Below are 25,773 nucleotides of genomic sequence, written 5' to 3'. Positions count from 1 at the left end.
CCCGAGTCAGCGGGCCAGCGCCCACGACACCCCCGATGACCATAGACACTGATTCTGATGACAAGTACACCGCATCGTCGAAGACGACGACCCCGTTTTTGCCGAACACCGGCGGGGTCTGTGCCGCCGCGCGCGGCGCCGCGGCACATCGGGTTGCAAGGCCTGGTGCGCGTAATCGCGCTGCGGTGAGCGTGACTGGTCACCCACCTGCGCCGCGGGGCCGGTGCAAACCGCGTTCGACGAAACCGGCTCCACCCGGATAGCCGTCATACACAAAGACACTTGGGCAGCCCGTCCGGCCCGAGCACCGCGGACAGGCCGCCGATGTCGGCGGTCGCAGCCGGCCACCAACGGCAGCAGCCCGATCGCCGCATGCGCGGCGACGTCCAACGATCCAGGAATCCGCGGCGCATCAATACCGATGCGGCCCAATGCTTCCGCCGTGACCGTGTGGATCACCGCCGTAGTCGGCAGCACCTGGCATGTTGGGCCTGGCGATGGAAGCGGTGGCCTCGACCGGTGCGGCGGCCCCACTGGGCAGCCACGCCGCCCAGATCTACGCCAAGTTCGCCGCCGATCACGCCGACTTGGACTTCAGCGCAGTGATCGAGACGCTGCGCGGCAGCTAGCTCACTGCCACCTGTCGGCCGCGGAACTGGGGCCCTCGCTCTAGCGTCAGCCGGTGCGATCACGCTCCGCAACGATGTTGTGTTTTTTGGGTTTACTAGCCAGCATTGGGACATGGAGACTCTGCTGAAGACGAGTGAGGCCGCGCAGATACTCGGGGTATCGCGGCAGCATGTCGTCAACATGTGTGACCGCGGCGAGATGGTGTGCGTGCACGTCGGCAGCCATCGGCGGGTGCCCAGTAGCGAAGTCGAGCGCGTCACGAGCCGCCGGTTGACCCGCGAGGAGGAAAGGTCGCTGTGGCTGCATCGCGCCCTGCTGAGCCCGCTGTTGACCGAACCGGATACGGTCGTCTCCGCCGCACGAGAGAACTTGCGTCGCTGGTCGGGTATGCATCGTCGGGACGGCATGGCGGGGTGGTATTTCACGAAGTGGCAGCGTGTCCTTAACGACGGCCTCGACGCGGTCATGCACGTATTGACCAGCCCTTCGGAGGACGCTCGGGAGATGCGGCAGAACTCCCCGTTCGCGGGCATACTGCCGGAGGCGACGAGGGTCGCGGTGCTGCGGTCGTTCAAGGATCACTGGGATCGCGAGCACGAGCGGGCCATGACGGAATGACGCGTCAGCAACTTGCACATCTCCTCCGCCGCGCCTGTGCTGTTGTGGGCGATGTGGACGTGCTGGTACTCGGGTCGCAGTCGATCCTGGGGTCATTTGATGAAAACGAACTACCGCCGCAGGCCACCGCCTCCCAGGAGGCCGACATCGCGTTTGTCAACGACCCGGCGCGGGACAAAGCGGATCATGTCGACGTGGCAATCGGCGAGATGTCCGATTTTCACCGCAGCAATGGCGTTTATGCCGAGGGCGTACATATCGACACCGCGATCCTGCCTAACGGGTGGCGGGACCGGCTGGTCAGTTGGACCGTCGAATCCTCGCGCCCGGCGAAACCACGCTTTCTGGAACCGCACGACCTCGCGGTGGCGAAACTTGCCGCCGGACGCGAGAAGGACAAAGCTTTCGTGGCCGCCCTCATCCGAAGCGGCCTGCTCGACGTGGGTGTGATCCAGGCTCGGGTTTTGCTGCTGCCGGAGGAAACCGACCCGCGTATCGGTCAACGCATTGCGGCCTGGCTGAACTACTACGGTGCGGGCAACCACTCCTCCTAGCACCTGTCGCGCCGCCAGCATTGCATGCCGCGGATGTCGCGGCTGCTCGACGTGTTGGTCGCCCGGAAGTGGATGCGATGTGCAGCAGGCTGCCACCGGTATTCGGCATGGGTCAACTGCCCGCCTTCCAGTCGTCCTGTCCCAGGTATCCGTTCGTTGATGTTGGGCCAGCAGGGCCCTGGAGGGCTCGGTGGCGCGTGGGCTCGTAGGGAGCGTTGGTCTGCCAGCAGCGCCAGATGACGTGGAGCCCGGCGGGCTGCGGGCCGCCGCCTACGTCAACCCATCCAGGCCGAGCAGCAGCCCCCCGGCGCCGCCGGTACCACCGACACCCGGCGGGACCCCAAGCCCGCCCTTACCGCCGTTACCGCCGTTGCCGATCAGCCCAGCGCGCCGCCGGACGCGCCGGGGCCGCCGGCGCCGCCGTTGCCGAACAACAATCCGCCGGCCCCGCCGGGCGCGCCGGACCCGCCCGCGCCGCCGTTGCCGAACAACAATCCGCCGGCCCCGCCGGCGGCCCCGGTCCCCGGCGCCCCGTCGGCGCCGTTACCGATCAGCGGGCGCCCCAACGCCGCCAGGAAGGGCGCGTTGATCGCGTCGAGCAGCGGACTGGTTATGGACGCGGCGCTGGCGGCCTCGGCGGCCGCATACGAGCCCGCGCCCGCGGTCAAGGCCTGCACAAACTGGATATGAAACGTCGCCGCCTGCGCGCTGAGCGCCTGATAGGCCTGGCCGTGCGCCCCAAAAGCCGCCGCGATGGCCACCGACACCTGATCGGCGCCCGCGGCCAGCACCGCCGTCGTGTTGGCCGCGGCCGCGGCGTTGGCCGCCCCGATCGTCGAACCGATGCTTGCCAAATCCGTGGCCGCTGCCGCGATGGCCTCCGGCGCCGCGATCACAAACGATATGTGACACCTCCCAAGAGGTCATGGCCCAATAAGCCAGGACAACCCGGGCGAGATGCCCAGGTCTTCCAGCGACTCATGGACAGAAGCGCATTGCACCGTCCAACGGGCAGCGAAATCCCAGGTTTTCCGGCTCTACTGACTGATCCGTGGGTGTTTGGTTCTGCCCGGTAGGGCGGGGCGGCGGCCGCCGAGGGCGAGCATGGCCAAGGCGATGAGTGCTTCGGGGGAGCGGAATCCGAACGCGATCCGGGTTAGGAGTCGGATCTTGGTGTTGGTGGATTCGATCAGTCCTTGCCATAGGCCGTGGTCAAGGGCGGCGTCGATGGCTTGGCGGTGTCGCACGATGCCGCCGGCCAGCTCCACGAAGACGGGGATGCGGCAGCGCCGCGCCCAGGAGATCCACCGATCCAGTGCCTGCTTGCCTTCTTCGCCTTTGACCGAAAACACCTGGCGTAGGCCACCGTCCGCTTATCAACACCCAGCAGTTCACGCCACAACCTCGCATTGCGCACGTCGTTGCTCGCTCCCCTTGGTTTCGGACCTTTGACAAACCAGCAACCTTAAGCTACAACGACGTGCGCCTACTCAGACCAAGGTTCCACCCACGGAAGGGTCAGAAGAGCCCGAAATTGGGCGCTTATGCGTCTGCTCGCCCTCAGAGGTCGCCGGCACACCCATCAGCCCTCGGCGGCGTCTTTCGGGTCCGACAGCCCCGGCAGGTAGGGGGCAAGGCCTTGCGTGTACCAGCCCAGCGGCTGGTTGCGCCACTGCGTTGGAATGTCCGGCAGCGTGAAGTCGTTCTCGTAGGCCGAGCATCCGACACTGCGGCCGATATCCAATGCCACATCGGCCAACTTGCTCAGCTCGACCCTGGTGCCCATCGGCATGATCTCGATGTAACAGTTGCCCACGATGGCCCGCACATGCCCCAGATAGCCGAGCACGAACACGAATTCTCCGGGCCGCTGACCGGTAATCTCGTATGCCTCCGGGTTGGGTGTCCGTAGATCCAGCCCAGCCGGACACTCCAGCCGCATCATGTCCCGAACCCCTTCGGCCTCACGTTCGCCGTCCGCCACCTGGCAGATCGAAACCGTGACGGTGCGGGTGTATCCCGTTTCTCGGTCGCCCCAGCTGCACCACAGCGAGTTGTCCCAGAACTCTTCGGCGGTTTCCGAGGTGGGTCTGGTGTTCTTCGGCAGCATGGCGCTGATCTGAAAGTACGGCTCCAGCTTCTCCGCGATGAGATCCCGGCGCCCTGTATAGCTTCGCGGTGGCCCGGTCACGCCATCACCTTCCCTTAGTTCCCAACCGACGCATCACGTCGTCTGCGGGAAGGCCGTAATGATCTTCCCGTCGCGTGCCGAAATAATGACGCGGGTTGTGAAAACGTATCTGCCGTCTGGCAACGACATTCTCCGGTATACGGCGAACGTGTCGTTGTCTTGGTTGTACTCCACTCGCTCCGGGTAGGCCAGTGTGGCACCGATTGCGTAATCGGCGAGATAGCGCCAATTGCCTGCACTCGGCCATCGTGCATCCGCAATATCGTGCCATTGGCGTCCATGCTTGGCCTGAATGTGCAGCAGCCCGTACTTGTCATTGCCGCAGTACAACACGGAGTCTCCGGCCGGTAGCGAGCGGAATCTCGCGCTCATCGGCGCGTGATGGAACGTCCTGACGACCTTGTCCGGGTCTTGGCCACGCGCCCGGCACGCCGCCCACACCTTCGGCTGGTAGGGCGGAAATGGCACTGGATCCGGAGGCGGCTCCTGGGGTTTGGGGCCAAATCCCACAGCCTGATAGGACGAAGCCAGGGATCGCAACCGCGCCGCGCCGGCCTGGGATTCCGCGGCGGTTGCTGCCAGCACTCGCGTGATGTCGTGTGCTTTGGTGGCGAGAAACCGGGAGAAGTTACGGGCACCGGCCGGGGTGTCAAGGCCCAGCGCGCGCTGATGGGCCACCGCGTTCTCGATCTCGGCTCCAATGGCGCCAAGCCGGCGGCGACCGCACACCAGGCTGTCATAGGCCTGGCGCAGCTTGGGGACGACGGCCCGATCGGTCTCCGCGGATACCCCAATGTGCTGTGTCAGCGCCACTTCACGCGCGCGCCGCGTCAGCACCAAGGCCTGTCTCGTCGGGCACGCCGAGACTGTAATCCGACATCACGGCCAACAGCACTTCACACCGGGCGTGGCCACCACGCCGATCAAGATGTGGGCCTGGCCATGGAAGCGGTGGCCTCGACCGGTGCGGCGGCGCCGCTAGGTGGCCACCCCGCCGAAATCTACGCCAGATTCGCCGCCGACCACGGCGCCCTGGACCGCAGCGCGGTGATCCACACGTTGCGCGGCAGCCGAATTCGCGGGTTCACCGCACCGTGCGGCCCAAAAATGCCGCCAGCTGATCGGCGGGCGGGCGCTCACGCGGGCAAGGCTTCTCGTCCGCGAAGGGCTTTCCCGGCCCGCGGAACTGCGGCCCCACCAAGGCACGCGCGGCGGCGAGCCGCTCGACGGCCAACTCGGGATCAAGATCGGTGGATTGGCCGGTGGCGGCGGCAAGATCCCACGCGTGGGTCAGCACATCGGTGGTGCGTAACCCGATGAACACCTGCCCGGGAACCTCGCCCAACGGCAGCTTGAATGTGGCGGACATCCCGCCCGGCGCCGCGAAGATCTCGTGGGCGACCGCGGCCGCGGCTTGGTGGGCGGCAACGAGGCCATCGGGCCGGGCGGGTGGCTCGATGGGGCTGGCCGCCCATCGCCCGACCTGCTCGTTGCCGCCGACGACGTGCTCGATCAGATCGTTGATCGTCCACTCCGAGCAGGGCGTGGGGCCGCCGAGCTGGTCAGCGCGGACGTTGGCCAGGAGCGCGGCGAACGCGTCCTGAGCGCGCTGGTGAGCCATCAGTGGGTCCACTGTCCTGCCTTTCGCGGTTGAATTGGTGTCCGCCGCATTTCACCATCATGCGTGCCCATGACGTTTTTGGATAGCGCAGCGCGGGCACGTCCTGCTAACAGCTTGTCCTGAAATCGTTGACCACGCAGTGGGTTTCGGGGCAGTCCGGTTAGCTGCCCGCCGCCGGATACCGCCGAGCCCCGCCATTGCCCAGCAGCAAGCCGGCCGGCCTCGGCGGTCGCATACGAGCCCGCGCCCGCGTCAAGGCCCGCACAAACTGGTCATGGAATGTCGCCGGCTGCGCGCCAAGCCGGGCGCGAGCAGACGCATAAGCGCCCATTTCGGCACGACATTGGGCGCTTACGCGTCTGCCCGCCCTCAAAAGTCGCCGGCGTTGCGCCGCAACGTTTCGACGGCCGACACCAGCGCCTGCGATTCCTCGGCGCCCATCCCAACGTTGGCGAACACCTGCTCGTTGAGGGTGACGGTGGCGTCCTCGACCGTGGAGCGACCCAGCTCGGTGATCTGCACCAGTGTGGTCCGCCCGTCGGTGGGGTGCGGAACCCGCCGCACCAATCCATCGGCCTCCAGCCGGCGGATCGCGTGGGTGACGCTGGTCACGTGAACCTGCAATCGGTCCGACGCTTTGGTGATCGGTAGCGCTCCGATACGGCTGAACGCCAGCAGCCGCAGCAGCTCGAAGCGGGAGAAACTCAGGTCATAGGGGCGCAGCGCCGTCTCGACGCGGGCCAGCAGAATCTGATGCGCACGCATCACCGACGTCACCGCCACCATGCCTAGCGACACATCACCCCACCCGGAACGCTCCCAGTTGGCCCGTGCTGCGGCGATGGGGTCGCGATTATCTGAGGCCACGCCCCTTCTTATCGCACATGCGTCGACGCGGGCCAACCTTACGGAATTCAGCTTGCCGTTGCTGCGGCGCATTTCTGACCGAGGAAAGTGCCGCCACCGGAGGCCGCCGCCGCGACCCCGAACCCGGCCCCGCTGCGGCTGTACCCGTCGGCCACCGTGGCAGCGGAGAACTCGTGTTTGGCCAGCACCACGGTGATCGACGACTGAAGATGCGCGGCATCATGCAGCCCACTCCGAGCAGGTGGTCGACGCCCGACCACCTGGTGCTTGTAGGGCGTGCCAATAGCAGGGCGCCAGGTGCCTAAAGCTCAGTCTTAGAGCGAACGCTGCAGCAGAACCTGGCCGGTATCGGCGGCAACCACTTGCACGGCGGCGATCTGGTCAACCGGTGTCGAAATGCTGCCGGCGGGTGTCGCGGTGTGACCGGGTTCGGCCAACCAAGTCGCCAGCCGTGTCTGGCTGCCGTCACGACCCACCACAACCATGGCCAGCGTGTCGTGGGAAGCATACGGCGGCGCCAGGCAGACGCACCGCAGGTTGATGAACGTCCCCCAAGGCTCGCCGCTGATCGACACCGTGGACGCCAACAGCTGCGTGCCGACCTGGGCCATCGGCAGCGCCGACACGGCCGCCCGCTGCGGTGCCGCGGAGTGGCCCTGCACACCGACTAGCACACCGATCGCCAGCACCGCGGCAGCGGCGGACGAGGCCACCCAGGTGATCAGCCGGGTACGGCGCCGACGCCTGTGCACCGCCGCCAGCAACGACGGCAACAACTCCGGCGACAGCCCCGAAGCCACCACAGTCGGGGCGGATTCGCTAATCGCGGCCACTTCGTCACGATCGAGCTGGGACAGCAGGGCGGGCACCCCGCAGAGTTCGGTGACGGCCCCCCGGCATTCGGGGCAACCGGCCAGGTGCGCTTCGAATTCGCGGCGGTCGGCCGCAGACAATGCTCCCAACACGTAAGCTGCATCCCACATCGCGTAGTGGTGATCATCACCCGTCGACACCTCGCGCACACCGGTGTCATCGGGCGGGCCAAGTCCTCGTAGCGGCATCGTCATGTCATCTCTCTCCTGTCACCCTCACGTATCCGGAGCCGGCAGCCATGCGAATGGGCTCTGCCGTCATCGAGTAACTCCCAGTTCCTGCAGAGTGAGCCGCAACGCGCGCACGGCGTAGTGCAATCGCGACTTCACCGTTCCTTCGGCAATTCCGAGGTCGGTGGCAATCTGTGCGGTCGACCATCCGCGGTAGTAGGACCGCTGGATCACGGCCCTATGCTCGGCGGACAGTTGGGCCAGCGCATCGGCGATCAGCAGCCGATCCAGTGCGGCGTTCACCTCGTCCGGCGTCGACTGCTCGGGTGTGCCCGATTGGTCGGTCGAACCGACCACATTGCGGAACCGGGCGCTGCGCCGCTCGTCGATGATCATGTTGCGCGCGACGGTGAACAACCACGCCCTTGCCGGCCGCGCGGTGTCGCCGATCACCTCCGGATGCTGCCACGCCCGCAACAGCGTCTCTTGGACGACGTCTTCGGCTTGGGCCGCATCCCCGGTCAAGCGCAGCGCGTAACGCCACAACACGGCGGCATGCTCGTCGTAGAGCGCCCTCATCAACGCGGCTTCAGCGGCCGCGGCGCCCGACACACGAGCCACGCGATCACCTCCCGCTTACTGACACGAGTCGAGTAAGAGTTTGGTTCACCACTGCCCGCGCCGGCAGCCGCGCTAACCGAGCGTCAGAATTCGGGGCCCGTCGTCGGTTACCGCCACGGTGTGTTCCCAGTGTGCCGCACGTGACCCATCGGCGGTCGTGACCGTCCATTTGTCGTCGAGCACCACCGTTTTGGTGGTACCGAGGGTCAGCATCGGTTCGATGGCCAGCACCGAGCCGGCAGCCAGCAGCGGACCGCGCCCCGGCGCACCCTCGTTCGGCAAGAACGGATCCATATGCATCTGGCGGCCGATGCCGTGGCCCCCGTAACCGGCGACGATCCCGAACGAGCGTCCATAACGGAGCTCGGCGGCACGGGTACCCGTTTCGATGGCATGCGCGACGTCGGTCAACCGATTGCCGACCACCATCGCGGCGATGCCGGCCTGAAGCGATTCCCTTGTCGCCTCCGACAGCGCTTCGTCGGCGTCGCTCAGGGCGCCAACCCCGAAAGTGATCGCCGCATCGCCATGCCAACCGTCCAGCACCGCACCGCAGTCGATGGATACCAGATCACCGGGCGCGAGCACCTCGGCGGTCGACGGGATGCCATGAACCACCCGGTCGTTGATCGACGCGCAGATCGAGGCCGGGTAGCCGTGATAGCCCAGAAACGACGGGGTGGCGCCGGATTCGCGGATCACCGACTCGGCGATCTCGTCGAGACTCAGGCTGGATGTGCCGGGAGCCGCTGCCGCACGGATCGCCCGCAGCGCGGCGGCAACGACGGCGCCCGCCGCGGCCATCGCGTCGAGTTCGCCGGCACTGCGCTGCGGCACGACCCTGCGACCCCGCAGCCGTGCCAGTGGGCGCATGACTACTTTCCCAGAGCCCGCAACGCACGGGCGAACACCTCGTCCATGGTGCCGACGGCGTCGACGGTCTTCAATTGGTCGCGGTAGTACTCCAGCAGCGGCGCGGTCTCGTCGCGGTAGACCTTCATCCGGTTGAGGATGACGTCGTCGGTGTCGTCGGCGCGGCCACGCCCCTTGAGTCGCTCCAACAACACCTCCTCGGACACACGAAACTCCAGCACCGCGTCGATGTCGGTCCCCCGGCGTTCGAGCATCTCGTGAAGCGCCTTGGCCTGCTCGACCGAGCGTGGATAGCCATCCAAGATGAATCCGTTGGCCGCGTCCGGATTGTTCAGCCGGTCGTCGACGAGTTCATTGGTCAAGTCGGACGGCACCAAGTCACCGGCATCCAAGTAGCGTTTGGCTTCCACGCCGAGCTTGGTGCCCTCTTCGATGTTGCGCCGGAAGAGTTCGCCGGTGGAGATCTGCGGGATCCCGAGCTTCTCGGCCAGCTTCACCGCCTGCGTCCCCTTGCCCGCCCCGGGCGGTCCCAGCAACAAAACTCTCACTTGAGGAACCCTTCGTAGTTGCGCTGCATGAGCTGACTCTCGATCTGCTTGACCGTATCCAAACCGACACCGATCATGATCAGCACCGCGGTACCCCCAAAGGGCAGGTTCTGCACGGTTCCACCGGCGCCGATCTGGAGGAACAGGTTGGGCAGCACGGCGATCACGCCGAGGTAAATCGAGCCCGGCAAGGTAATCCGGCTCAGCACATAGCGCAGATAGTCTGCGGTCGGACGGCCCGGCCGAATTCCCGGAATGAAGCCGCCGAACTTCTTCATCTCGTCGGCACGTTCGTCGGGGTTGAAGGTGATCGACACGTAGAAGTAGGTGAAGAAGATGATGAGGCCGAAGTAGATGCCGATGTAGACCAGGTTGCTCGGGTCGGACAGGTACGTGCCGACGAATTTGTCCCACCAGCTGTTTCCCACGACACCGCTGCCGCTGCGAATCAGCTGGGTGATCAGGTGCGGAATGTAGATCAGCGACGACGCGAAGATAACCGGGATAACGCCGGCCTGGTTGACCTTGAGCGGCAGATAAGTCGAAGTCCCGCCATACATCCGCCGGCCCACCATGCGCTTGGCGTATTGCACTGGAATCCGGCGCTGACCCTGTTCGACGAACACCACACCGACGATGATGATCAACGCGGCCGCGCAGACCGCGGTGAAGACGACTCCACCGCGGCTTTCCAGGATGCTTTGACCTTCGGCCGGGATGCGGGCAGCGATGCCAACGAAGATCAGCAGCGACATGCCGTTGCCGATGCCGCGTTCGGTGATCAACTCGCCCATCCACATCACCAACGCGGCGCCGCCCGTCATCACGAGCACGATGACGACCAGTGTGAAAATGCTCTGGTCGGCGATGATGTCCAGCGAGCAACCTTGTAGCAACCCGCCGTTGGCAGCCAACGCCACGATGCTGGTGGCTTGAAGGATAGCCAACGCGATCGCTAGGTAACGGGTGTACTGGGTCATCTTCGACTGACCCGCCTGGCCTTCCTTCCGGAGTTCCTCGAACCTCGGGATGACCACGGTGAGCAGCTGCACGATGATGCTGGCGGTGATGTAGGGCATCACCCCCACCGCGAACACCGTGAGCTTTAATAACGCACCGCCGGAGAACAGGTTGATCAGGGAATAGATCTGTCCGGCTTCGCCCGCGCTGGCTTCTTTGATGCACTGCTGCACGTTCGGAAAATTGACACCGGGGGACGGCAGCGCGGCACCGACACGGTAGAGAATGACGATGCCCAGCGTGAAGAGGATCTTTCGTCTCAAGTCGACTGTTCGCAGCGACGAGATGAAAGCCGAAAGCACTCTATCCTCCTGCGCAGCCCGGGGTCATCTTGCATCACGCGCCCAACACCCGCAGGCCAGGACGTACGGCGTCGCGCGCCAAATCGTGTAAGAGACTAACAGCTGGTATGGACTGGCCCGTTCCGGGCCGCCACGGTGCGAGCTATCGAAGGGGTTACAGATGACGCAAACGGGCAGTGCCCGCTTTGAGGGCGATTCGTGGGACTTGGCGTCCAGTGTGGGTTTGACGGCCACCATGGTGGCGGCGGCCCGAGCGGTAGCCGGCCGGGCTCCCGGCGCGCTGGTCAACGACCAGTTCGCGGAACCGCTGGTCCGCGCGGTCGGCGTCGACTTCTTCGTACGCATGGCCAGTGGCGAACTGGATCCCGACGAGCTAGCCGAAGACGAGGCCAACGGCCTGCGGCGGTTCGCCGACGCGATGGCCATTCGCACTCACTACTTCGACAACTTCTTTCTGGATGCCACCCGAGCCGGGATTCGGCAGGCCGTCATCTTGGCTTCCGGCCTGGATTCCCGCGCCTACCGGCTGCGCTGGCCAGCCGGCACCATCGTCTTCGAAGTCGATCAGCCGCAGGTGATCGACTTCAAGACCACGACGCTGGCCGGCCTGGGTGCGGCACCCACGACCGACCGGCGCACCGTGGCGGTCGATTTGCGCGACGACTGGCCCACCGCCCTGCAAAAAGCCGGCTTTGACAACGCGCAGCGGACCGCCTGGATCGCCGAGGGGCTGCTGGGCTATCTGTCCGCCGAGGCGCAGGACCGGCTGCTTGACCAGATCACCGCCCAGAGCGTACCGGGCAGCCAGTTCGCCACCGAAGTCCTGCGCGACATCAATCGGCTCAACGAAGAAGAACTGCGGGGACGCATGCGGCGCCTGGCGGAGCGGTTCAGGCGCCATGGCCTCGACCTCGACATGTCGGGCCTGGTGTATTTCGGCGACCGCACGGACGCGCGGACCTATCTGGCCGACCACGGCTGGCGAACCGCCAGCGCGAGCACCACCGACTTGCTGGCTGAACACGGACTGCCGCCGATCGACGGCGACGACGCCCCGTTCGGCGAGGTGATCTATGTCTCCGCCGAACTGAAGCAGAAACACCAAGACACACGCTGATTAAGCCAGTTGGGATCCGGCGGCAGCGTTGGCGCCGCGGATTCGCCGCCGATCGGCCTGGCGACCGCCTGCCAGACCGAACCGGATGCTACCGGCCGGCACTTCCCGGCTGGGCGGGTTGGGCCGCGGGCGCGCGGGCGACCATCGGCACGGCCGGGAACGCCCAGGCCATCTCCGAGCGCGACTTGCGCAATGCCGCGGTTCCGTAACCCTTTTTTCGATGATCGGGGTGAATCCAGATCCGGACGTCCACCTCGCCGTGGACAAGCTCGCCGAACACCATCCCGACCTTGACGCCGGAATCAACAGCCACGAACCAAGCCGCCTCCTCGTCGTCGACGCGCTTCTGTGCGGCTCGGATCTCGTCGTCGACGCTGCCGGCGGGTCCCCCGGATCCATCGCCGGCGGCGCCCATTTCTTCGGTTCGTCGAGCGAAGATGTCGCGGTCCTCATCTGGGGAGAACGGCCGCAGCTCCAGGCCCTCACCAGAGCTGGCTGGACGCTCCTTGACGGTGAAGCTCAGCTGTTTGTTCAGGTCGTCGAGCTCGGCGATGATCTTTGTGCGCGCATCCTGGGTGAGCTGATCGAAAGACATGCTCATCACCGCTTCGGCGGCCAAGTGCGAGGTGCCCAGCAAGTTCACGATCGCCTCGACGGCGGCGGCCTTGTTGGCGGCCTCCACGATGGCGTCTGCGACCTCATGCCGACGTTCCAGCGCGGCGAGCAGGGCATCGGCGATCTCTCGACGGGCCGCGGTCTGGTCGTGATCTGTCATTGCATAAGCGTAGAACGACACACCAGTTCTTGCGCCATGCATCTTGGTCCACCGTCAGGCCAACTTCGAGCCGCTGAGCGCCAGGAACCGGCGATAGCGTTCCTTGGTCGGCCCCGCCCAGTCGGCACTGGGTTCGACAATGCGGTCGGTTGAGGCCCACCGGGCAGCGTCGGCGATCGACGATTCCAATCCGGCCGCCAAGCGGCCGAGGAAAGCCGCTCCCAGTGCCGCCCCTTCGGCCACCCTGGACACCTCCACCGGCCGGCCGGTCGCGTCGGCGATAGCCTGCATCCAAGGCTGTATCCGGGTGCCGCCGCCTGCCGCCACGATGCGCGCCACCGGCGCCCCGCTTAGCTCGATGAGCTGGCGCACGACGAAGCCCGACGCCTCGTAGGCGGCCCGCCGCACCGATGCGGCGTCCTGGGAGAGATCCACACCGTCGAGCACGGCCCGGCGATCGGGCTCATGGAACGGGGTGCGCTCGCCGCGTATATAGGGCAGCCACACCGGCACCCGCCGCGGATCGGCTAGCGCTGGATCGCCCGGTCCAATAACACGATCCACCCAGTTGAGGAACAACCCACCAGCGTTGCTGGCCCCTCCGATCTGGCTCTTGCCCGGTGCCGTATGCGGGATGGTCCACAAACCCGGCACTTGACGAGCCGCGGAGATGGTGGTCCACACGATCAAGGTGGCGCCGCATAGCACCAACACGTCGCCGTCGCGGTCGGCGCCGGCCACGATCTGTTCGCACAGGGCATCGACGGCACCGACCGCCAGCACCGCGCCGGTGCCGCGCACCTGCCCCACTCCCACTCCGAACGTCTCCACCCGCGGCATCCGGTCAACGGTCACACCGCAGTCGGCGCAAGCGGTCGCGTTCCATCCCGTCCCGTCGAACAACGGGAGAGTCGTGACGGCCGTGGCATAGTCGATGACCGCTTCGCCCGACAAGGCGTAATTGGCCACCGCCGGCGCCGGCCAGTACCCGGACGCATCCAGCGCTTGGCCGGCCGTCCAGCGCAGAAACTCGGCGGTCTCACCCACCGACGGCACCGACTGCGCCCGTGCCACCGAGGCGTTCGGTACCCGACCCCTGGCGTCGCCGTACAGCAGCCCGGGTGTGATCGGCCGGCCAGCGGGATCGACAGCGGTCAGCGATGGCACCATCGCGGCAACGGCCAGTGCCCGGGTGTCGGGTCCGACCAGCCGGTCCAGTGCTGCCAATGGTCCCCGCCGCCACGCTTCGTCGGCGTCGTGCTCCAGCCGGTCGGGGGCCGGCACCGCCAGCTGGTGGCCAATCCGTACCCGCGCCGTCACCCGACCGTTGTCGTCGGCGGCCACCGCTTTGACGGCGGTGGTGCCGATATCGATGCCGATTGTGACGTCGTCGCGTGACACGGGCGCCACCGTACGCCAGCATTGGCAAACGTGACGCCTCGACCGCGTGCTCTGGTGACGGCTCCATTGCGTGGACCGGGGTTCGCCCAGCTCCGGCGGCTAGCCGACGTGGTATACGACCCGTGGATCGATCAGCGACCGCTGCGAATCTACAGCGCCGAGCAGCTAGCTGACCGGATCACCGCCGTCGCCGCCGATGTTCTTGTGGTGGAAAGTGACTCGGTCGGTGGCCCGGTGTTCGAGCGGGGGTTGCGGGTGGTCGCCGCCACCCGCGGGGATCCCAGCAACGTCGACATCCCCGGCGCCACCGCGGCCGGCATACCGGTGCTGCACACCCCGGCTCGCAACGCCGACGCTGTCGCCGAGATGACGGTGGCCCTGTTGCTGGCCGTCGCCCGGCACCTGATTCCCGCGGACGCAGATGTGCGGTCCGGCAACATCTTTCGCGACGGCACCATCCCCTATCAGCGGTTCCGCGGTGCCGAAATCGCCGGGCTGACTGCCGGGCTGGTGGGCCTGGGTGCCGTCGGTCGCGCGGTGCGCTGGAGGCTGTCCGGGCTGGGCCTGCGGGTCATCGCGCACGATCCTTACCGCGACGACGCCGGCCACAGCCTTGACGAGCTGCTGGCCGAGGCTGACATCGTCTCCATGCACGCGGCGGTCACCGACGACACGATCGGGATGATCGGTGCCCAGCAGTTCGCGGCCATGCGCGACGGTGCGGTGTTTCTCAACACCGCCCGGTCCCAGCTGCGCGACACCGATGCGCTCGTCGACGCCCTGCGTGGCGGCAAGCTGGCCGCCGCCGGCCTGGACCACTTCACCGGTGAATGGCTGCCGACCGATCACCCTTTGGTGAGCATGCCCAATGTCGTCCTCACCCCCCACATCGGCGGGGCCACCTGGAACACCGAGGCCCGGCAGGCGCGGATGGTCGCCGACGACCTGGGCGCACTGCTGTCCGGCAACAGGCCCGCCCATGTCGTCAACCCGGAGGTATTGGGCTCATGAACTTCGTTGACGCCCCGGAATCCGCGGTGCTGGCGGCCGCCAAGGACATGTTGCGTCGGGGCCTGGTCGAGGGGACCGCCGGAAATATCTCAGCCAGGCGCTCGGACGGCAACGTGGTCATCACGCCGTCCTCGGTCGACTACGCCGAGATGCTGCTCCACGATCTGGTGCTAGTCGACGCCGGCGGTGCGGTGCTGCACGCCAAGGACGGCCGGTCGCCGTCGACCGAACTAAACCTACACCTGGCGTGCTATCGCGCATTCGACGACATTGGCAGCGTGATCCACAGCCACCCGGTGTGGGCGACCATGTTCGCCGTCGCCCATGAGCCGATTCCCGCCTGCATCGACGAGTTCGCGATCTACTGCGGCGGGGACGTTCGCTGCACCGAGTACGCCGCGTCCGGTACACCCGAGGTCGGCCGCAACGCGGTGCGCGCGCTTGAGGGCCGCGCCGCCGCCCTGATCGCCAACCACGGCCTGGTGGCCGTGGGGCCCCGCCCCGACCAGGTGCTGCGCGTCACCGCCCTTGTTGAGCGCACCGCACAAATCGTTTGGGGTGCCCGCGCTCTCGGTGGACCGGTGCCAATTCCTGAGGACGTGTGCCGTAACTTCACGGGCGTCTACGGCTATCTGCGCGCGAATCCGCTCTAGCCGCACCGAGAGTGAATCGCACCACGCGACACGCCGAAAACCCATCGCGGTATTCACGCTCAACAGCCAGGACCCCCACGTGCGCCCCCTATGGCGGCACCCCGACGCCGCCGATCGCGCCAGCCTTTCCAAGTCGCGGAATTTGTCGCCTGTTGTTAACTTTACTAAGGAATTATCCCCGCTTTTTGAAGAGAGGCCGTGCATGACATACACCGGTTCCATCAGGTGCGAAGGGGACACCTGGGATCTGGCATCCAGCGTCGGGGCGACCGCCACGATGGTTGCGGCGGCTCGCGCGATGGCGACCCGCGCCGCCAACCCACTGATCAACGATCAGTTCGCTGAGCCGCTGGTCCGGGCGGTGGGGGTGGACGTTCTGACCCGGCTCGCGAGCGGGGAATTGACGGCCTCAGACATCGACGATCCGGAACGCCCGAATGCGTCCATGGTCCGTATGGCCGAACACCATGCCGTCCGCACCAAGTTCTTCGACGAGTTCTTCATGGATGCGACACGCGCGGGCATCAGGCAGGTCGTGATCCTGGCCTCAGGATTGGATTCCCGGGCATACCGGCTGGCCTGGCCCGCCCAGACCGTGGTGTATGAGATCGACCAACCGCAAGTCATGGAGTTCAAAACTCGCACACTCGCCGAACTGGGCGCCACGCCCACCGCCGACCGGCGCGTGGTCACCGCCGATTTGCGTGCGGATTGGCCCACCGCGTTGGGCGCGGCGGGATTCGACCCGACCCAGCCCACCGCGTGGAGCGCTGAAGGGTTGCTCCGCTACCTCCCGCCGGAAGCGCAGGACCGCTTGTTGGACAATGTCACCGCGCTCAGTGTGCCGGACAGCAGGTTTGCAACCGAGAGCATACGCAACTTCAAGCCGCATCATGAGGAACGGATGAGGGAGCGCATGACGATCCTCGCCAATCGTTGGCGCGCATACGGTTTCGATCTAGACATGAATGAGCTGGTGTACTTCGGCGACCGCAACGAGCCCGCCTCGTACCTATCCGACAATGGTTGGCTGCTGACCGAGATCAAATCCCAGGACCTGCTGACCGCCAACGGATTTCAACCGTTCGAGGACGAAGAAGTGCCGTTGCCTGATTTCTTCTATGTCAGCGCCAGGTTGCAACGGAAACACAGACAGTACCCAGCACACCGCAAGCCAGCACCTTCGTGGCGCCATACCGCTTGCCCCGTCAATGAACTGTCGAAATCGGCCGCCTACACGATGACTCGCAGTGATGCTCACCAGGCTTCGACGACTGCTCCACCGCCGCCAGGGCTTACCGGCTGAGTTGGCGGTCGCGTACACTGGCCGACCTCAGCGCTGCAGCGGCCGTCCCGGCACAATGAACTACGTCGCTGCGACCCGGACATAGGGCGCAGATGCCGCGCGCTCACGACGACAACTGGGATCTAGCCTCCAGCGTCGGGGCTACCGCGACCATGGTTGCTGCCGGACGCGCGTTGGCGACCAAGGATCCACGAGGTTTGATCAACGACCCGTTCGCCGAACCGCTGGTGCGCGCGGTCGGGCTGGATTTCTTCACCAAGTTGATCGACGGCGAGCTCGATATCGCGACGACCGGGAACCTTTCGCCGGGGCGGGCACAGGCGATGATCGACGGGATAGCGGTGCGCACCAAGTACTTCGACGACTACTTCCGCACTGCCACGGACGGCGGAGTGCGACAAGTGGTGATCCTGGCAGCCGGGTTGGACGCGCGCGCCTATCGGTTGCCGTGGCCGGCCGGCACCGTGGTCTACGAGATCGACCAACCACAGGTGATCGACTTCAAGACAACCACCTTGGCCGGCATCGGCGCCAAGCCCACCGCCATTCGGCGCACGGTGTACATCGACTTGCGCGCGGACTGGCCGGCGGCACTGCAAGCTGCCGGCCTGGACTCGACGGCACCGACAGCATGGTTGGCCGAAGGCATGCTGATCTACCTGCCGCCGGATCCCAGGACCGGTTGTTCGACAACAGCACCGAACTCAGTGTTGCGGGCAGCACGATCGCTACCGAACTTGTCCCGGGCATTGTGGATTTCGACGCAGGCCGGGTACGAGAAATGGCGGATTCGTTTCGCAAGCACGGCGTGGACATCGACATGGCGTCGCTGGTGTATTCCGGCGAACGCAGCCACGTCGTCGACTACCTGCGCGCCAAGGGCTGGGACGTTGAGGGCACAGTGCGGACCGACCTATTCAGGCGCAATGGTTTGCCCGTTCCCGCCCCACACGACGACGATCCGCTCGGCGAAATCATCTTCATCAGCGGTCGTTTGAACGGCTAGAGGCGCGACTCCCCCAGCCACAACACGCTGGCACCACTGAGAGTCTGTTCCACCTGCTCGACGATGCCGACGATCGAACGGGCAAGCAGCGCACCCATAGCATCCGGCAGCGATGCCGCTGCCGGTCGTGACGACGGACGCGGTCGCACCATGTCCCAGAGTGACGACCCCGGATAACTGACTATGCGAACCTCGGTGTCCTCATCTAGTCCGGCTAGCACCTTCGCGCGACGCACCGCGGTTCGAAGGCCGCCGAGTTCGTCGACCAGGCCGCGATCGAGAGCGTCGGCACCGGTCCAGACCCGGCCTCGCGCAACGACGTCCACGGCGTCGGTAGTCATCTTGCGGCCCTCGGCGACGCGTTCCACGAAGTCGCTGTAGAACAAGTCCGCCTCCGCCTCGCGATGGGCCTGCTGGTCCGGGGTGAAGGGTGCGTCGATCGACCAGGCATCGGCATTAGCGTTGGTGCGCACCGCATCCGACCCGACACCCAACCGGTCCTTGAGATCCCGAACCACCAGCTTTCCGGTGATCACACCGATCGACCCGGTGATGGTGCCCGGGTTGGCCACGATGGCGTCGGCACCCATCGACACGTAATAGCCACCGGAGGCGGCGACCGCACCCATCGACGCCACCACCGGTTTGCCACGGTCGCGGGCCCTGGCCACCTCACGCCAGATAGTCTCCGATGCGGTGACCGAGCCCCCCGGACTGTCGACCCGCAGCACTATCGCCGACACCGAATCGTCGGCGGCCACCTCCCGCAGCGCTGCCGCGATGGTGTCACCGCCGGCGCTCGACGGACCGAGCGGCAGAAACTGGGGCCCACCACGACCGTTGACGATCGGGCCTTCCAGGGTCACCACCGCGATCGTCGGCTTGGACCGGCGACCAGGAATCGATGGGACGGGGGGCGTCAGCCGTGGCCGGGCCGAACTGGCGTAGCGCGCCAGGTACATCCGCGGCGGCTTTTCGTCTGGGCTTGTTTGCGAGCCACTGGATTCCGGTGAACCTTTTTCCACACCAACCAATTCCGCCATACGGGCGTAGGCTTGGTCGCGAAATCCGATCCGGTCGATCAGACCGCAAGTCACGGCGTCGTCCCGCAATAGCGGAGCCCGGTCAGCCAGCTCATCAAGCGCATCGACGCCGATATTGCGCGACTTGGCGACCGCCTGCCACACCTGGTCCTGCAGACTGTCCAGCATCCGCGTGACCGCTTCGCGGTGGGCGTCTGTGAAGCCATCCTCGGTGAAAAGGTTTGCCGCCGACTTGTATTCGCCCCGGGCGACGAACTGGGCCTCGATGCCCGCCTTGTGCAGGGCGTCGCGCAGGAATGTGGCGTTGGTGGCGAAGCCGACCAGCCCCACACTCCCCGAGGGTTGCATCCAGACCTCACCGAACGCCGAAGCCAGATAGTAGGACAGGGTGCCCGGATAAGTTTCGGCCCAGGCCAGCGACGGCTTGACCGCACTGAAGGCCGCGATGGCCTCCCGCAGCTCCTGAACCGCCCCCGCCGGCGAGGGCGGAAGCTGCACGCGGGCTATCAGCCCGGCTACCCGGGGGTCCTCGGCGGCACGGTGGATCGCGGCGACCGCATCGCGCAGCGCCATCGGCCGCCCACCCCCGGTGAGCACCGTAAGAGGGTCGAAGCCCGTCGTCTCCGGCGGCACCGATCGCAGGTTGAATTCGAGCACGCAGCCGTTGGGTACACCGTGGTGGCGGGCGGTATCAACCCGGCCGACCAGGGCGCGTAGGTCCTCGACAACGGGAATGGAAGGCAGAAAGGCAACCATATTCACCCAGCGTACCCACCGGCCGCCAAGGGCCCGCGAGCAGACGCAAAAGCCCCCGAAAATGGGCATTTCGGGGGCATTTTGCGTCTGCTCGCCCGAAACTAGAGCTCGGTGGCTGAACCGCCCGCTGCGGTGATCTTCGCGCGCGCGCTGCCGCTGAACTTGTGCGCGGACACGTCGACCTTGGCGGTCAGCTTGCCGTCACCCAACACCTTGACCAGAGCGTTCTTGCGGACGGCCCCCTTGGCCACCAGGTCGTCCACGCCGACGGCACCACCCTGCGGAAACAGCCGGTTGATGTCGCCGACGTTGACAATTTCGTATTCGGTGCGAAACCGGTTACGGAAGCCCTTGAGCTTGGGCAGCCGCATGTGGATCGGCATCTGCCCGCCCTCGAAGGTCACCGGCACCTGCTTGCGGGCCCTGGTGCCCTTGGTGCCACGGCCGGCCGTCTTGCCCTTGGAGCCGTCACCTCGACCGACTCGGGTGCGGGCGATCTTGGACCCCCGCGCGGGGCGCAGGTCATGCAGCTTGAGCGTCACTATGTCTTCCCTCCGGTCTGCGCGGGCTCAACCTCCACGAGGTGACGCACCACCGCGATCAGTCCGCGAGTCGCTGCGTTGTCTTCGCGGATCACCGAATGACGAATCCTTCGTAAGCCCAGAGTGCGCAGGCTCTCGCGCTGCTTCCAGCGTGCTCCGATGGTGCTGCGCACCTGGGTGATCTTCAGCTGTGACATGGCTATATCGTTCTATCCGGCAAAACGCTGGCGGCCAGCGCTTCACTTTTCCGACGCGCCTTCAGCATCCCGGCCGGGGCGACGTCCTCTATCGGCAAACCGCGGCGCGCCGCCACCTCCTCCGGACGCTGCAGCAGCTTGAGCGCGGCCACGGTGGCGTGCACCACATTGATCGCGTTGTCACTGCCCAGCGACTTGGCCAAGATGTCGTGCACCCCCGCACATTCCAGCACCGCGCGGGCCGCACCACCGGCGATCACACCGGTACCCGGGCTGGCCGGCCGTAGCAACACCACACCGGCGGCCGCCTCGCCCTGCACCGGGTGCGTGATGGTGCCGCCGATCAGCGGTACCCGGAAGAAGCTTTTGCGCGCCTCTTCGACGCCCTTGGCGATCGCGGCCGGTACTTCCTTGGCCTTGCCGTAGCCGACACCGACCATCCCGTTACCGTCGCCCACGATGACCAAAGCGGTGAAGCTGAAGCGCCGACCACCCTTGACCACCTTGGAGACGCGGTTGATGGCGACGACCCGCTCTAGATAGTTGCTCTTCTCGCCATCCCGTTCACGACTGCCGCGGCCGCTGTCGCGGCGCCGGCCCTCCCGATCACCCCGTGCGTCACGGTTGTCGGTAGTGCCTGCCTGTCCGGCCGGCTGCTCCGCCATTATGCGGTCCTCCCGTTCATCAGAAACTCAATCCGTTCTCGCGTGCGGCGTCGGCCAGCGCGGCGATTCGTCCGCCGTAGGTATACCCGCCGCGGTCGAATACCACGGTGTCGATGCCGGCGGCTTTGGCCCGCTCGGCGATCAACTGGCCGACCCGCACACTGCGGGCCTTTTTGTCACCCGGCACGCCGCGCACATCGGCCTCGATCGACGAAGCGGCGGCCACGGTGGTGCCGTTGAGGTCGTTCACCAGTTGCACGTGGATGTGCCGCGCGGACCGATGCACCACCAGCCGCGGGCGCTCCGCGGTGCCCGAGAGCTTCTTCCGCAGCCGCGTGTGCCGGCGCAGGCGGGAGATTCGTCGAGTCGCGGAAACTGATTGCGCCATGGCTACTTACCTGTCTTTCCGACCTTGCGGCGGATCTGCTCGCCCTCGTAGCGCACGCCCTTGCCCTTGTACGGATCGGGACGGCGAAGACGGCGGATATTGGCGGCGATCTGGCCGACTTTTTGTTTGTCGATCCCGGAAACGGTGAACTTCGTCGGTGCCTGGACGGCGAACGTGATTCCTTCGGGAGCCTCGATCACCACCGGGTGGCTGTACCCCAGCGCAAACTCCAGATTGGAGCCCTTGAGCTGCACCCGATAGCCAACCCCGAAGATCTCCATCTTGGTGGTGTACCCCTGCGTCACGCCAGTGACCAGGTTGGACACCAGGGTACGGGACAGCCCGTGTAAGGAGCGATTACGCCGCTCATCGTCGGGACGGGTGACCACGATAGCGCCGTCGTCATTGCGTGCCACTTTGATTGGCTCGGCGACCGTCAGTCCTAGGGTGCCCTTGGGCCCCTTAACCGAGATGCTCTGTCCCTCGATCGTGACGTCGACCCCGGCGGGCACCGGAATCGGCTGCTTACCAATACGCGACATGGTTGCTTCCTCTCACCACACTCTCACCAGACATATGCGAGGACTTCGCCGCCCACGCCCTGTCTAGCTGCCTGCCGGTCAGTCAGCAGGCCCGAGGAGGTCGAGATGATCGCCACGCCCAGGCCGCCGAGCACCCGCGGCAGATTGGTGGATTTCGCGTACACCCGCAGGCCGGGCTTGGACACCCGCCGCAACCCGGCGATGCTGCGCTCCCGGCTAGGGCCGTACTTGAGCTGGATAACCAGCGATTTACCGACCCGAGCGTCCTCGGTTCGGAAGTCGCTGATGTACCCCTCGTTCTTGAGAATCTGCGCGATGTTGGCCTTGAGCTTGGAGTGCGGCAAGCTGACCTCGTCGTGATACGCCGAGTTGGCGTTACGCAGACGGGTCAAAAAGTCTGCGATCGGGTCCGTCATCGTCATCGAGCGCTACTCCTCCTCATCGCTTGCGCTCTGCATCGTCGTCAGCGCGGTCATCGAGCGCTACTCCTCCTCATCGCTTGCGGCCCCCTCGCCGCTGCGCGTCTGGGGGTACCCCCACTGCATCGTCGTCAGCGCGGTCATATGTTCTAGTCCCCGTGTCCCGTTACCAGCTGCTCTTCTGCACGCCGGGCAACTCACCCGCGTGCGCCATCTCGCGCAGGCAAATCCTGCACAGCCCGAACTTGCGGTAGACCGCACGCGGGCGGCCGCACTTGCTGCAACGGGTGTAGGCGCGCACGGCAAACCTCGGTTTGCCTGCGGCCTTGTTGACCAGTGCCTTCTTCGCCATCTGCTCAGTTCTCCTTGAAGGGAAAGCCGAGGGCCCGCAACAGCGCTCGGCCTTCGTCGTCGGTCGCCGCGGAAGTGACGACGTTGATGTCCATGCCACGGACCCGGTCAATCTTGTCCACGTCGACCTCGTGGAATACCGCCTGCTCGGCCAGCCCGAAGGTGTAGTTGCCCACACCGTCGAACTGTTTGGGCGAAAGCCCACGGAAGTCACGGATGCGTGGCAGTGCGATCGACGTGAGCCGGTCAAGGAACTCCCACATCCGGTCACCGCGCAGCGTGACTCGGACGCCCACCGGCATGCCCTCACGCAATTTGAACTGCGCGATGGACTTGCGCGCCCGGCGGACTTCCGGCTTCTGCCCGGTGATCAGCGCCAAATCGTTGACCGCCCCGTTGATCAACTTGGCGTCCCGGGCGGCCTCGCCGACACCCATGTTGACGACGACTTTCGTCACCGTCGGGATCTGCATGACATTGCCGTAGCCGAACTGCTTGCGCAGCGCATCCCGAATCTCACTGCGGTAGCGCTCCTTGAGGCGCGGCTGAACCTTCTGTGCAGTGGTCATCAAATGTCCTTGCCGTTGCGCTTGGAGATACGGACGCGCTTGCCGGTCTCCTCGTCGACCCGATAGCCGATTCGGGTGGGCTTGCCGTCGGAGTCAACCACCATCACGTTGGAGACATGGATCGGCGCTTCCTGGGTGACGATCCCACCCGAACGCGCGCCCCGCTGGGTGGTCGAGATCGCGGTGTGCTTCTTGATCCGGTTGACACCCTCGACCAATACCCGGTTGCGGTCCGGATACGCCTGCAAGACTTTGCCCTTGGCCCCTTTATCTTTGCCCGAAATCACCAGCACGGTGTCGCCTTTGTGGACCTTCATCTACAACACCTCCGGGGCCAGCGAAATGATCTTCATAAACCGCTTCTCCCGCAGCTCGCGACCGACCGGTCCAAAAATGCGGGTGCCGCGCGGGTCGTTGTCGGGCTTGATGATCACCGCGGCGTTCTCGTCGAACTTGATGTAGCTGCCGTCGGGACGTCGGCGTTCCTTGACTGTGCGCACCACGACGGCCTTGACGACATCCCCCCGCTTAACGTTGCCGCCCGGAATGGCGTCCTTCACGGTGGCGACGATGACGTCACCGATGCCGGCGTAGCGTCGCGACGAACCGCCCAGCACCCGGATGCACAAGATCTCCTTGGCGCCGGTGTTGTCGGCGACCTTCAGCCGCGATTCCTGCTGAATCACTAGATCTCCTGACCTGGTTGACGTGTGCACGGTAGGAGGAGCCAGCCAGGACCATCCCTGACGTGCGCGGTCTTTGTCGCCGACGGGCACGCGGGGCCGACCAAGCAAAGCTTATGCGCGCCGGCCGAGGTCTGCTCACGGCAACCCCTGAAGTTTAGGGGACGACCTACTCAGCGCAAAATTTCGCTAATGTGAGTCCGCCCCACCAGGGCAGATCAACCCATGTCGATCATGATCTACCCGGATACCGGATTGGCGGTAGCGCCCACGATCGTCGAGATCTCCGCCTGAATCATCGGATAGCTGATCCGGCGTCAACGCGTTTTGAGTTCACCGCGCAACAGCCGCCAGGCCGGCCCGCAGCGAGCCGATCTCGTCGGGCCGCATGGGCCCCAATCGTATCGTTGGACACCGCGCTAGCGCCTGTTTATGAAATCCAGCGGAAACCCTCCGGACGCGTCGACAGAAGCCATCTGACGCCCGCCTTAGTCCGATTCTCGGTACCAGGCGACGATGTACACCACCATCGCCGCCGCCAGCGCTATGAGCACCCAGATCACAACGGCCCGGTCAATCCACGCACCCGCCGGCGGCGAGCCCGGGAGAATAGTGCGCAGCGGCACGACAGCGAACAACATCGCGGCGTACCAAGTGCCGAACGGTGGTTGGAATTTTCTGCGGCCGGTAATCATCTGGATGGCCACGAACAAGGCCAACGTCGGCAATGTGATCAGCACCAGGCAGATGCCCAGGTCGAAAACCAGCGGACCCTTGGCCCTCTTCAGGGTGATGATGACATTGTCCGGGCGATCAGAGGTTTGGCTGCTTTCCCCGACGCGGACGGCGCTGATGTCCCAGCCTTCCAGCGATCCGGTCACTTCGACCCGGGCGGGTACGTATTGACGGTTGTCGCCAGCGCCGACGAGCACATCGGCCTGGACCGTATCGGTGGTGTATGTATCGAATGGCCAGGCGCCCGGGTTGCCGTGCGCCTCGATCGTGGTCGCTACTTGCGCGGGCAGCTTTCCTACCGGGTACTGCAGATCTCCGAGTTCGTTCTCCGGATACAACCGCACCGAGGTGTCGGTAGTCAACACTTGGAGGCGATGGTCGATCATCGAATCGTCGGGCAGCACCAGCACTTTCACATCGAGGCGATTTGCCACAGTGTGCAGCTCCTCGAAGCGGATCAAAACCACGGTGTCGTCAGTCGTGCCCACGTCCGGCTGCGGAAGCGGACCCGGTGTGTGGGCCAACCAGTCGTAGCCGAGCAGCGAAAAGACGTAGGCAATGAGAACACCCAGGATGATGCAGACATCGAGCACGAGGTGCTTTCGCCGCGACATGTGTTTGTGTTCTGGCGAGGCTCCCGCGTCTGAACCCGCCTGCGACGCCGGCCCACCTGTTGGTGGGTCGCTACCGGCCATCGGTCATCACCGGATAACCCACTGCCCCAGT

32 protein-coding genes and 3 other annotated features are annotated in these 25,773 nt (G+C 65.7%); of the genes, 7 read left to right on the top strand and 25 right to left on the bottom strand.

What is annotated here, in order from left to right:
• Positions 1–6: 6 nt before the first annotated feature.
• Positions 7–534, bottom strand: a complete 528-nt coding sequence (locus Rv0745) for a hypothetical protein (RefSeq protein ID NP_215259.1) — start codon at positions 532–534, stop codon at positions 7–9.
• A 207-nt stretch (positions 535–741) separates the two neighbouring features.
• Here Rv0745 and Rv0744c point away from each other — a divergent pair, with 207 nt between their 5' ends.
• Positions 742–1,248, top strand: coding sequence for a transcriptional regulator (locus Rv0744c; protein ID NP_215258.1), 507 nt, complete (start codon positions 742–744; stop codon positions 1,246–1,248).
• On the top strand, positions 1,245–1,802 hold the full coding sequence (locus Rv0743c; RefSeq protein NP_215257.1) for a hypothetical protein: 558 nt from the start codon (positions 1,245–1,247) through the stop codon (positions 1,800–1,802). Before Rv0744c ends, Rv0743c begins: the two co-directional genes overlap by 4 nt.
• A 377-nt stretch (positions 1,803–2,179) precedes the next feature.
• Here Rv0743c and Rv0742 read toward each other — a convergent pair whose 3' ends face one another.
• From Rv0742 to secY, 10 genes are all read right to left on the bottom strand, one after another.
• The gene (locus tag Rv0742; protein ID YP_177749.1) at positions 2,180–2,707 is read right to left on the bottom strand and encodes a hypothetical protein; all 528 of its coding nucleotides are present in this window, start codon (positions 2,705–2,707) and stop codon (positions 2,180–2,182) included.
• A gap of 112 nt (positions 2,708–2,819) precedes the next feature.
• Positions 2,820–3,336, bottom strand: a mobile genetic element (IS1557'-1, len: 517 nt. Region similar to Insertion sequence IS1557 on MTCY373- (IS1557- 1st copy). This region is a possible MT-complex-specific genomic island (See Becq et al., 2007).).
• A gap of 48 nt (positions 3,337–3,384) precedes the next feature.
• Positions 3,385–3,912: a hypothetical protein gene (locus Rv0740; protein NP_215254.1), complete on the bottom strand. Its 528-nt coding sequence runs from the start codon at positions 3,910–3,912 to the stop codon at positions 3,385–3,387.
• Positions 3,913–4,026: 114 nt separating this feature from the next.
• Positions 4,027–4,833 carry a hypothetical protein gene (locus Rv0739; RefSeq protein NP_215253.1) on the bottom strand — a complete coding sequence of 269 codons (807 nt, stop codon included), beginning with the start codon at positions 4,831–4,833 and terminating at the stop codon, positions 4,027–4,029.
• 244 nt (positions 4,834–5,077) lie between these two features.
• Positions 5,078–5,626, bottom strand: coding sequence for a hypothetical protein (locus tag Rv0738; protein ID NP_215252.1), 549 nt, complete (start codon positions 5,624–5,626; stop codon positions 5,078–5,080).
• A gap of 357 nt (positions 5,627–5,983) precedes the next feature.
• Positions 5,984–6,481: a transcriptional regulator gene (locus Rv0737; protein NP_215251.1), complete on the bottom strand. Its 498-nt coding sequence runs from the start codon at positions 6,479–6,481 to the stop codon at positions 5,984–5,986.
• A gap of 314 nt (positions 6,482–6,795) precedes the next feature.
• Complete coding sequence (gene rslA / locus Rv0736) at positions 6,796–7,548, bottom strand: anti-sigma-L factor RslA (RefSeq protein NP_215250.1); 753 nt, start codon at positions 7,546–7,548, stop codon at positions 6,796–6,798.
• 63 nt (positions 7,549–7,611) lie between these two features.
• Positions 7,612–8,145: an ECF RNA polymerase sigma factor SigL gene (gene sigL / locus Rv0735; protein ID NP_215249.1), complete on the bottom strand. Its 534-nt coding sequence runs from the start codon at positions 8,143–8,145 to the stop codon at positions 7,612–7,614.
• Between the two features lie 72 nt (positions 8,146–8,217).
• Positions 8,218–9,018, bottom strand: coding sequence for a methionine aminopeptidase (gene mapA / locus Rv0734; RefSeq protein YP_177748.1), 801 nt, complete (start codon positions 9,016–9,018; stop codon positions 8,218–8,220).
• 2 nt (positions 9,019–9,020) lie between these two features.
• Positions 9,021–9,566 (bottom strand): adenylate kinase, encoded by a 546-nt coding sequence (gene adk / locus Rv0733; RefSeq protein NP_215247.1) that lies wholly within the window; start codon positions 9,564–9,566, stop codon positions 9,021–9,023.
• The gene (gene secY, locus Rv0732) at positions 9,563–10,888 is read right to left on the bottom strand and encodes a preprotein translocase SecY (protein NP_215246.1); all 1,326 of its coding nucleotides are present in this window, start codon (positions 10,886–10,888) and stop codon (positions 9,563–9,565) included. The genes adk and secY overlap by 4 nt, the downstream gene beginning before the upstream one ends.
• A 160-nt stretch (positions 10,889–11,048) precedes the next feature.
• Between secY and Rv0731c the strand changes: the two genes are divergently transcribed.
• Positions 11,049–12,005 carry an S-adenosylmethionine-dependent methyltransferase gene (locus tag Rv0731c; RefSeq protein ID NP_215245.1) on the top strand — a complete coding sequence of 319 codons (957 nt, stop codon included), beginning with the start codon at positions 11,049–11,051 and terminating at the stop codon, positions 12,003–12,005.
• Between the two features lie 88 nt (positions 12,006–12,093).
• Here the strand turns inward: Rv0731c and Rv0730 are convergent, their stop codons facing one another.
• Positions 12,094–12,822, bottom strand: a complete 729-nt coding sequence (locus tag Rv0730; protein NP_215244.1) for a GCN5-like N-acetyltransferase — start codon at positions 12,820–12,822, stop codon at positions 12,094–12,096.
• Positions 12,823–12,834: 12 nt separating this feature from the next.
• The gene (xylB, locus tag Rv0729; protein ID NP_215243.1) at positions 12,835–14,181 is read right to left on the bottom strand and encodes a D-xylulose kinase XylB; all 1,347 of its coding nucleotides are present in this window, start codon (positions 14,179–14,181) and stop codon (positions 12,835–12,837) included.
• Between the two features lie 30 nt (positions 14,182–14,211).
• Between xylB and serA2 the strand changes: the two genes are divergently transcribed.
• The 4 genes from serA2 to Rv0725c all read left to right on the top strand — a co-directional run bounded on the left by serA2 (position 14,212) and on the right by Rv0725c (position 18,149).
• Positions 14,212–15,192: a D-3-phosphoglycerate dehydrogenase SerA gene (gene serA2 / locus Rv0728c; protein NP_215242.1), complete on the top strand. Its 981-nt coding sequence runs from the start codon at positions 14,212–14,214 to the stop codon at positions 15,190–15,192.
• Positions 15,189–15,845, top strand: coding sequence for an L-fuculose phosphate aldolase FucA (fucA, locus tag Rv0727c; protein NP_215241.1), 657 nt, complete (start codon positions 15,189–15,191; stop codon positions 15,843–15,845). The genes serA2 and fucA overlap by 4 nt, the downstream gene beginning before the upstream one ends.
• 202 nt (positions 15,846–16,047) lie before the next feature.
• On the top strand, positions 16,048–17,151 hold the full coding sequence (locus Rv0726c; protein NP_215240.1) for an S-adenosylmethionine-dependent methyltransferase: 1,104 nt from the start codon (positions 16,048–16,050) through the stop codon (positions 17,149–17,151).
• Positions 17,152–17,243: 92 nt separating this feature from the next.
• Positions 17,244–18,149, top strand: a complete 906-nt coding sequence (locus Rv0725c) for a hypothetical protein (protein NP_215239.1) — start codon at positions 17,244–17,246, stop codon at positions 18,147–18,149.
• Between the two features lie 4 nt (positions 18,150–18,153).
• On the opposite strand, the gene sppA is transcribed toward Rv0725c, so the two are convergent.
• The 12 genes from sppA to Rv0713 form a co-directional block, all read right to left on the bottom strand.
• Positions 18,154–20,025 (bottom strand): protease IV SppA, encoded by a 1,872-nt coding sequence (gene sppA / locus Rv0724; RefSeq protein ID NP_215238.1) that lies wholly within the window; start codon positions 20,023–20,025, stop codon positions 18,154–18,156.
• A gap of 32 nt (positions 20,026–20,057) precedes the next feature.
• Positions 20,058–20,498: a 50S ribosomal protein L15 gene (gene rplO, locus Rv0723; RefSeq protein NP_215237.1), complete on the bottom strand. Its 441-nt coding sequence runs from the start codon at positions 20,496–20,498 to the stop codon at positions 20,058–20,060.
• Positions 20,498–20,695: a 50S ribosomal protein L30 gene (gene rpmD / locus Rv0722; protein NP_215236.1), complete on the bottom strand. Its 198-nt coding sequence runs from the start codon at positions 20,693–20,695 to the stop codon at positions 20,498–20,500. The genes rplO and rpmD overlap by 1 nt, the downstream gene beginning before the upstream one ends.
• Before the next feature lie 2 nt (positions 20,696–20,697).
• Positions 20,698–21,360 (bottom strand): 30S ribosomal protein S5, encoded by a 663-nt coding sequence (rpsE, locus tag Rv0721; RefSeq protein ID NP_215235.1) that lies wholly within the window; start codon positions 21,358–21,360, stop codon positions 20,698–20,700.
• A gap of 19 nt (positions 21,361–21,379) precedes the next feature.
• Positions 21,380–21,748, bottom strand: a complete 369-nt coding sequence (gene rplR, locus Rv0720; protein ID NP_215234.1) for a 50S ribosomal protein L18 — start codon at positions 21,746–21,748, stop codon at positions 21,380–21,382.
• Positions 21,749–21,750: 2 nt separating this feature from the next.
• Positions 21,751–22,290 carry a 50S ribosomal protein L6 gene (rplF, locus tag Rv0719; protein NP_215233.1) on the bottom strand — a complete coding sequence of 180 codons (540 nt, stop codon included), beginning with the start codon at positions 22,288–22,290 and terminating at the stop codon, positions 21,751–21,753.
• A 23-nt stretch (positions 22,291–22,313) separates the two neighbouring features.
• Positions 22,314–22,712, bottom strand: a complete 399-nt coding sequence (rpsH, locus tag Rv0718) for a 30S ribosomal protein S8 (RefSeq protein NP_215232.1) — start codon at positions 22,710–22,712, stop codon at positions 22,314–22,316.
• Positions 22,713–22,766: a repeat region (54 bp Mycobacterial Interspersed Repetitive Unit,Class II), on the bottom strand.
• Positions 22,767–22,853 (bottom strand) — a repeat region (87 bp Mycobacterial Interspersed Repetitive Unit,Class III).
• Between the two features lie 22 nt (positions 22,854–22,875).
• Positions 22,876–23,061, bottom strand: a complete 186-nt coding sequence (gene rpsN1 / locus Rv0717; protein YP_177747.1) for a 30S ribosomal protein S14 — start codon at positions 23,059–23,061, stop codon at positions 22,876–22,878.
• 4 nt (positions 23,062–23,065) lie between these two features.
• Complete coding sequence (rplE, locus tag Rv0716) at positions 23,066–23,629, bottom strand: 50S ribosomal protein L5 (RefSeq protein NP_215230.1); 564 nt, start codon at positions 23,627–23,629, stop codon at positions 23,066–23,068.
• Entirely contained in the window at positions 23,629–23,946 is a 318-nt protein-coding gene (gene rplX / locus Rv0715; protein ID NP_215229.1) for a 50S ribosomal protein L24, read from the bottom strand. Before rplX ends, rplE begins: the two co-directional genes overlap by 1 nt.
• A complete protein-coding gene (gene rplN / locus Rv0714) occupies positions 23,947–24,315 on the bottom strand; it encodes a 50S ribosomal protein L14 (protein NP_215228.1) in 369 nt (122 codons plus the stop codon).
• Between the two features lie 485 nt (positions 24,316–24,800).
• On the bottom strand, positions 24,801–25,742 hold the full coding sequence (locus Rv0713) for a transmembrane protein (protein NP_215227.1): 942 nt from the start codon (positions 25,740–25,742) through the stop codon (positions 24,801–24,803).
• Positions 25,743–25,773: the final 31 nt, after the last annotated feature.

Source organism: Mycobacterium tuberculosis H37Rv (genome assembly GCF_000195955.2).
GTDB lineage: Bacteria > Actinomycetota > Actinomycetes > Mycobacteriales > Mycobacteriaceae > Mycobacterium > Mycobacterium tuberculosis.
Note: the sequence above shows the minus strand (reverse complement) of the source record. Positions and strands in the feature narration are given on the sequence as shown.